This is a genomic window from Desulfobulbaceae bacterium (assembly GCA_013792005.1).
GTDB lineage: Bacteria > Desulfobacterota > Desulfobulbia > Desulfobulbales > VMSU01 > VMSU01.
Genome location: VMSU01000100.1, coordinates 21,711 through 28,737, shown reverse-complemented (window position 1 = coordinate 28,737; position 7,027 = coordinate 21,711). Strand labels below are relative to the sequence as shown.

At 51.7% G+C, this 7,027-nt stretch carries 2 protein-coding genes; both read left to right on the top strand.

Going from position 1 to position 7,027, the window contains the following annotated elements:
* The coding region (locus tag FP815_05670) for a hypothetical protein (protein MBA3014425.1) at window positions 1-5,346 on the top strand (5,346 nt) is incomplete at its 5' end.
* Window positions 5,347-5,744: 398 nt separating this feature from the next.
* Entirely contained in the window at window positions 5,745-6,965 is a 1,221-nt protein-coding gene (locus FP815_05665; protein ID MBA3014424.1) for an ammonium transporter, read from the top strand.
* Window positions 6,966-7,027 lie beyond the last annotated feature (62 nt).

Genomic DNA, 7,027 nt, shown 5'->3' with positions numbered 1-7,027 from the left:
GCAGCTATCGGCGACTTTGTCTGGAACGATCTCAACCATGACGGCGTGCAGGATATCGGCGAAAACGGTCTCGACAATTGGAGCGTCACTATCACCGGACCAAACGGCTTCACCGGCACGACCCAGACCAACAACGGCACTTACTCCTTCCCCAATCTCATGGCCGGTGAGTACACCGTCTGCACCGTCCCAATGGCGGGATTCACTCAGTCATACGATCTCGTTACCCCGCTTGACAACTGCGCCACGGTAACCATTGCCGCGGGTGACAATAAGACTGATGTTGATTTTGGTTACTGGCAGCCTATCACCATTGGCAACTACGTCTGGATGGACACCAATAACAACGGTATTCAAGATGACGGCAACACAGGCAAGGACGGTGTGCTCATTAAGCTCCTTGACTGCACCGGCGATTTCGTTGCCTCCACTATCACCGATAATGGAGGCAAATACAGCTTTATCGTTCCCATAGGTGGCCAATACCAAGTCCAATTCCTGCTACCCGCCGGCTTCACCTTCAGCAAGGCAAACGAAGGTAATGACGATGTTCTCGACTCTGACGCTAACCAGATTACCGGCATCGTGCCATGTGCCACTTATATGGTAAACAATGATACCATCGACGCCGGTCTTGTTGCGATTGTCCCTTCTATCGACATTCGTAAACAGGCGGAAGGACCGGACAGCCGCACTGTTATCAACGGCAGCGATGTTTCCTTTGAAATCGTAGTCACTAACACCGGAAATGCCCCGCTCACCAATGTTGAAGTAACCGATACATTGGTTCCGGCATGCGCAAAAACTATTGGTGATCTGGCACCTGGCATCAGCACGAGCTACACGTGCACAACAGGTAACGTCACTGCTAACTTCACCAATATCGCCATGGTTAACGGTATCCACAACGGCATGAATTATACCGACAGCGATGAATCGACTGTTATGGTTGACACGCCATCTATCGAAGTCAACAAGCTCGTCTCTGTCGATGGCGGCATGACTTGGCTTGAGGCCAACGATATCAACGACTGCGCCGACGCACCTCAGGCAGGATCGTGTGACGGCACTTCCGGCTCCTCCTGTGGTCCATGCGACGGTAAAGTCAGCGATCTCTCTCTGCTCTACCATGGCACCAAGGCCGCAATTGTGAAGATCACCAACAGGAACGGCTTCACGCTCTATACCCAGACAGTTCAGCCCGAAGGGATAATTGTTCTGTCCCTGGCAGACAGTGACGGCAAGCTGACCCCGAGCATCAAAATTTATGTTGACGGCCTGCTATACACCTCTCTGCATACCAGCTGCTCCCAACCCATTGGTCCAGGACTGATCGTCGGCAACTTCGAGGTGGTATCGGGCTCTAGCCTTAACGGCGGACAACTATGTTCGGTCAGCTGCGCCGGAACCGACCCTGCTCCGACCTGCGGGACCTGTAACGGTAAAGTCAGCCAGCTCACACTTGGTTACACCGGAAATAGCAATGCCAAGGTTAAGATTGTCAATAAGGACGGATACACCCTTCTTCTGAAGGATATCGTCACCCCAGGCGAAATGCTTAATTTCTCACTTGCCAACGGTTACGGCAATTTAACCACCGATATCAAGATTTATCTAAATGGCTATTACCACACCTCAATCCACACCAGTTGCTCGCAGCCCATTGGCCCGGGACTTGTTTTCGGAAATTTCCAGGTGATCAGTGGAGCCAGTTTGAACGGCGGTATCCTCTGCCCCTATGACGGTATCGTTTCCACCAGTGATAGCAAGTCCTGCGATGGCAAGATCACCGAACTTGAAATGGTCTACAACGGGAACTACGAAAAGTCTGTTCTAGTGAAGGACAAGGACGGTCGAGAACTCTTCAAAGGCTCGGTTAAACCAGGAAAATCGTTCAAATTCTCCGGCAAGGACAATTACGGCACCTGCACCTCCGATGTCACCGTCTACGTTGAGTCCAGGTTCCACGGCACAATCAAAACCGACTGCTCTCAGGACATCGGCAGTGGTTACAAAGTCGGAGACTTCAAGGTCAGCACGGGCAAGAGTTCACATGGCGGTAAACTCTCCAAAATAAGTTCCAACGACTACCTTTACCAAAACGGCCAGGAAACCTGTACCTATTTGCCTACAGCGCCGCCGTGCACACCGGACAAGGTCTCCTACAAGTTTGTCGTCACCAACACTGGAAATACTTCGTTATCCAATGTCACGCTCTCCGACACTGACCACCAGGCGTGTTCCGTGAGCAGTGTGCTAGCCGCCGGAGAAATTGATGAGTGTATTATCGGACCGTTCGACTCAACACCAGGCCTGCACACTAACACTGCCACCGCAACCGGAGATTACATCACCGGCGCCATGGCAGTTACTGTCAGTGATACTGACAATGCCAGTTACTGCGGCGGCATCAATCAACTCAACCCCGCCATCGACATTCGCAAACAGGCGGAAGGGCCGGATAGCCGCACTGTTATCAGTGGCAGCGATGTTTCCTTCGAAATCGTTGTCACCAACACCGGAACCGCCCCACTTACCAATGTGGCGGTAACCGATGCACAGATTCCGGCTTGCGCAAAAACCATTGGTGATCTGGCTCCTGGCATCAGCACAAGCTACACATGCATAGCCACTAACATCACTGCTAACCTCACCAACATCGCCACGGTTACCGGTACCTATAACAGCATGAATTACACCGACAGCGATGAATCAACGGTCATGGTCGACTCACCATCTATCGAAATAAACAAATATGTTTCGTTAAATGGTGGCTCGACCTGGCTTGATGCCAACGGCATCACTGACTGCGCTGATGCTCCACAGATCAACGCTTGTGACGGCACTACCGGCACAAACTGTGCACCATGCGACGGGAAAGTCAGCAATCTCACACTCCTCTACAATGGCATTCAAGCGGCCGCTGTGAAAATCACCAACAAGGACGGCTACACCCTCTTCAATCAGACTGTACAGCCGAATGGTCAAATCTCACTGGCCCTGGCTGACGGATCAGGAAGGCTGACCCCAAGCATCAAGCTCTATGTTAACGGCCTATTCCACACATCGATCCACACCAGTTGCTCAGTACCCATCGGGCCAGGATTAATCGCAGGAAACTTCACAGTTGTTTCCGGCAGCAGCTTGAACGGCGGACAACTGTGTGCAATCAGCTACGGAGGGGCAAACCCTGCTCCAACCTGCGGCACATGTAACGGCAAAGTCAGTGAACTCACCCTTGGATATACCGGCAGTACCGCTAAAGTTAAAATCGTCAACAAGGACGGGTACACCCTCTTTGAGAAAAGCGCGATCACCTCTGGGGAGATGCTCACGTTTTCTCTCGCCAACAATTACAACAATCTCACTACCGAGATTAAGATCTACTTGAACGGCTCCTACCACACTCTTATCCACACCAGTTGCTCTCAGCCTATCGGCCCAGGACTGGTTGCCGGAAAATTCCAGGTGATGAGTGGAACCAGCCTAAACGGGGGAATCCTCTGTGCCTATGATGGAAACAGCATTACTCGTGACGATAAGCCTTGCGACGGCAAGATTACCGAACTTGAAATGGTCTACAGAGGAAGGTATGAGAAAACCGTGCAGGTCAAGGATAAAGACGGCCGCGAACTCTACAAAGGATCCGTTAAACCGGAAGGAAAGTTCAAATTCTCCGGCAAGGACAGCTCAGACACCTGCACCTCGGAAATTTCCGTCTATGTAGACTCACGGCTCAATGGCACGGTCAAGACCGACTGTTCCGTGGATGTTGGCAGCGGCTACAAAGTCGGCGATTTCCAAGTCAATTTTGGCAAAAGCTCTCACGGAGGAAAACTTTCCAAAGTTAACTCCAGTGACTTCTCCTACCAGAATGGCCAGGAATCCTGCACCACTGTACCCCCACCACCATCGTGCGTCCCGGGTCAAGTTTCGTACAAATTTGTGGTCACTAACACCGGCAATACAGCGTTGAGCCAAGTTCTTATCACAGACTCTACCCATCCAGCCTGTACCATAAGTAATGTGTTAGCCGCCGGCGAGTTCGATGATTGCACTATCGGACCATTTAACGCCAAAATCGGCCTGCAAACCAACACCGCAACCACAACCGGCAAGTACATCAATGGCGCAACGACCGTCACCGTCAGCGACACCGACGATGCCAGTTACTGCGGTGGGTCCACACCAGCACCGATAAACTGCGGATTGTCCATCACCAAAACCGTCGATAAGAGCACGGTCACCAAAGCGGTATTTGGCGACGGCTCCTGCTTCGGTGATGACGGTTATGACAAGGATGGATATGACAAGGATGGATATGACTGGGATGGTTATGACCGCAAAGGGTTTGGCCATGACGGCTACGATGAAGACGGCTACAACAAGGATGGCTTCGACCGATACGACCGCTGCCGCGAGGGCCACAGCAAAAGTGAACATGAGCGCTACGGTCATAACCCTGAAGGCTACGACAAGGATGGCTACAACCGCAACGGCCACAACAGCAGCGGCTATGACAGGCATGGCTATGACCACCAGGGATATGACAAGGATGGCAGCGACCGTAAGGGATATGATCGGGACGGCTATGACAAAAGTGGCTTCGACCGGAGCGGCCACTGCCGAGAAGGCCATTCAAAAGATGTCCATCAGCAATCTGGGCTCAATCGCTACGGATACGACTTGGACGGTTATAACGCAGAAGGCAGGGACAAAGAAGGTTATGACCGCCAAGGCTGCAACCAAAATGGATACGACCGAAATGGTTATGACAAAAATGGCTGGAACAAGGACGGCCGCGACCGGAGTGGCCATTCTCGAACTGACCATGACGGTAGCGGATGCTCACCATCAACAGACATCTGCCCAAGTGACAATCTAGTAACCTATACGTACACGGTAAACAATACTGGAAATGCAGTGCAAAGCGTAATGGTAACGGACGACAAACTCGGCTACATAGGCACCATCAACACCCTGGCAACCAACGGCACCAGCGTTCTTAAGAAATCCGCCTGCATCAAGGACACAACCACCAACACGGCAACTGCCACCGTCAAATCCTGGCAGGAATGCAGTGTTTCCGCCCAGGCTACTGTGCAAGCGGTCTGCACGGATACTGGCTCCAACACCTGCAACTGGTGGGACAAAACCTGTTACGACAAGGATGGTTACAACCATGACGGCTATGACCGCGATAGCTATGACTGGGATGGCTACAAGAGTGATTACCAGCGTGACCGTGACGGTTACGACCGTGAAGGCAAAGACAAAAATGGTTACGATCGCAGCGGCAACTACTGTGGCAGCTCGTATTACTCCTACGGGGGGCATAGCGATTAAACACTAAAAACACAGTATCACGGTTTTATTTTCAACGCCGTATTAGAACAAAAAAAGCTGGCGCCGGACTGATCCGATGCCAGCTTTTTTTGTTCTAATACGGCAATCGAATCATTTCTCCCAAGATCTTTCCTTCGTTCCCCCCGCCGCTCGCCACCTACCCAACAATAAATTACTTTTTCGTCAATTATCTTATGAAATCAAACAAAAATGACAAAAAAAATATCCAACAACCAACGCAAAAAAAGCGATTAAAAACCATTAAATCAATGCACTAATTACAAAATTAAAAAACAGGCACAATAGATGCAAAGAAAAAATAATTAACAAATTTGCGACTGATTCCCTTTTCCTGGCCCCCGAGCAAATCAAATCACCACACTCAAAGGAGAAACAAAATGATCAACACCGGAGATACCGCCTTCATACTGGCATCAGCCGGACTGGTACTGCTGATGACTCCAGGCCTCGCCCTTTTTTACGGCGGGATGGTCAGTAGTAAAAACGTCCTGGGAACCTTCATGCAAAGCCTGTTCATGATCTCAGTTATCAGCATCGAGTGGGTCTTGCTGGGCTATACCATGTCATTTGGCCCGGACATTCAAGGGATCATCGGCAACCTGTCGTGGTTCGGACTCCACTCTGTTGGTGCAGATCCAAGTCCTACCTATGCTACCACCATCCCCCAGAACGTGTTCATGATCTACCAGTGCATGTTCGCCATCATAACGCCTGCCCTTATCACTGGTACTTTCGCCGAACGTGTTCGTTTCGCTCCCTTTGTCGTTTTTGCCCTTGCCTGGACAATCCTGGTTTACAACCCGGTTTGCCACTGGATATGGGGTTCGGGCGGATGGCTGGCGGCACGTGGCGTCCTTGATTTCGCCGGTGGCCTAGTGGTCCATCTCACCTCCGGCGCAGCTGCACTGGCTGCCGCTATAGTCATCGGCCCGCGCAAAGGGTTTGGCAAACATAGCTTCATGCCCCACAACCTTCCCATGACCGTTCTCGGCACTGGACTTCTCTGGTTCGGATGGTTTGGTTTCAACGGAGGCAGCGCTTTGGCAGCCAATGGCATTGCGGCCACAGCCTTTGTCTCTACCCACTTGGCAGGAATGGCAGGGATGGCAGTATGGACTCTTTCCGAATGGGTTCACCGCCGCAAACCCACCACCTTAGGCGCTGCCTCAGGGGCAGTGGCAGGACTTGCAACAGTCACCCCAGCAGCTGGATTTATCAGCCCGATTGCCGCGATTGCCATCGGCATGATTGCCGGCATCGCCTGCTACATTGCCGTTTCCTTAAAAAACAGAATCAGGCTGGACGATTCACTGGACGTTATCGGCATTCATGGAGTTGGCGGGGTTATCGGCACTATCTGTCTTGGCATCTTTGCCTCAAAGGCCATCAACCCGGCAGGAGCCGACGGGCTACTCGCTGGCAACCCAGCCTTTCTTGGCACCCAAATTTTTGGAGTAGTTGTTGTCGGCGCCTACGCCTTTGTGGTAAGTTGGATTCTCTTGAAAATCATCAATGCGGCCATGGGTCTGCGTGTCAGCCCAGAAAACGAAGTCACCGGTCTCGACCAGAGCGAGCACAGCGAAACAGCGTACAATTAAGCCGCAACCCCACAAACAATGGCGCCTTAGATGTTGGGTTACGCTGCGCTAACCCAACCTAC

Excerpts from the sequence above, each read along its gene's own strand:
- FP815_05665 (MBA3014424.1), top strand. The coding sequence starts at position 5,745 with ATGATCAACACCGGAGATACCGCCTTCATACTGGCATCAGCCGGACTG.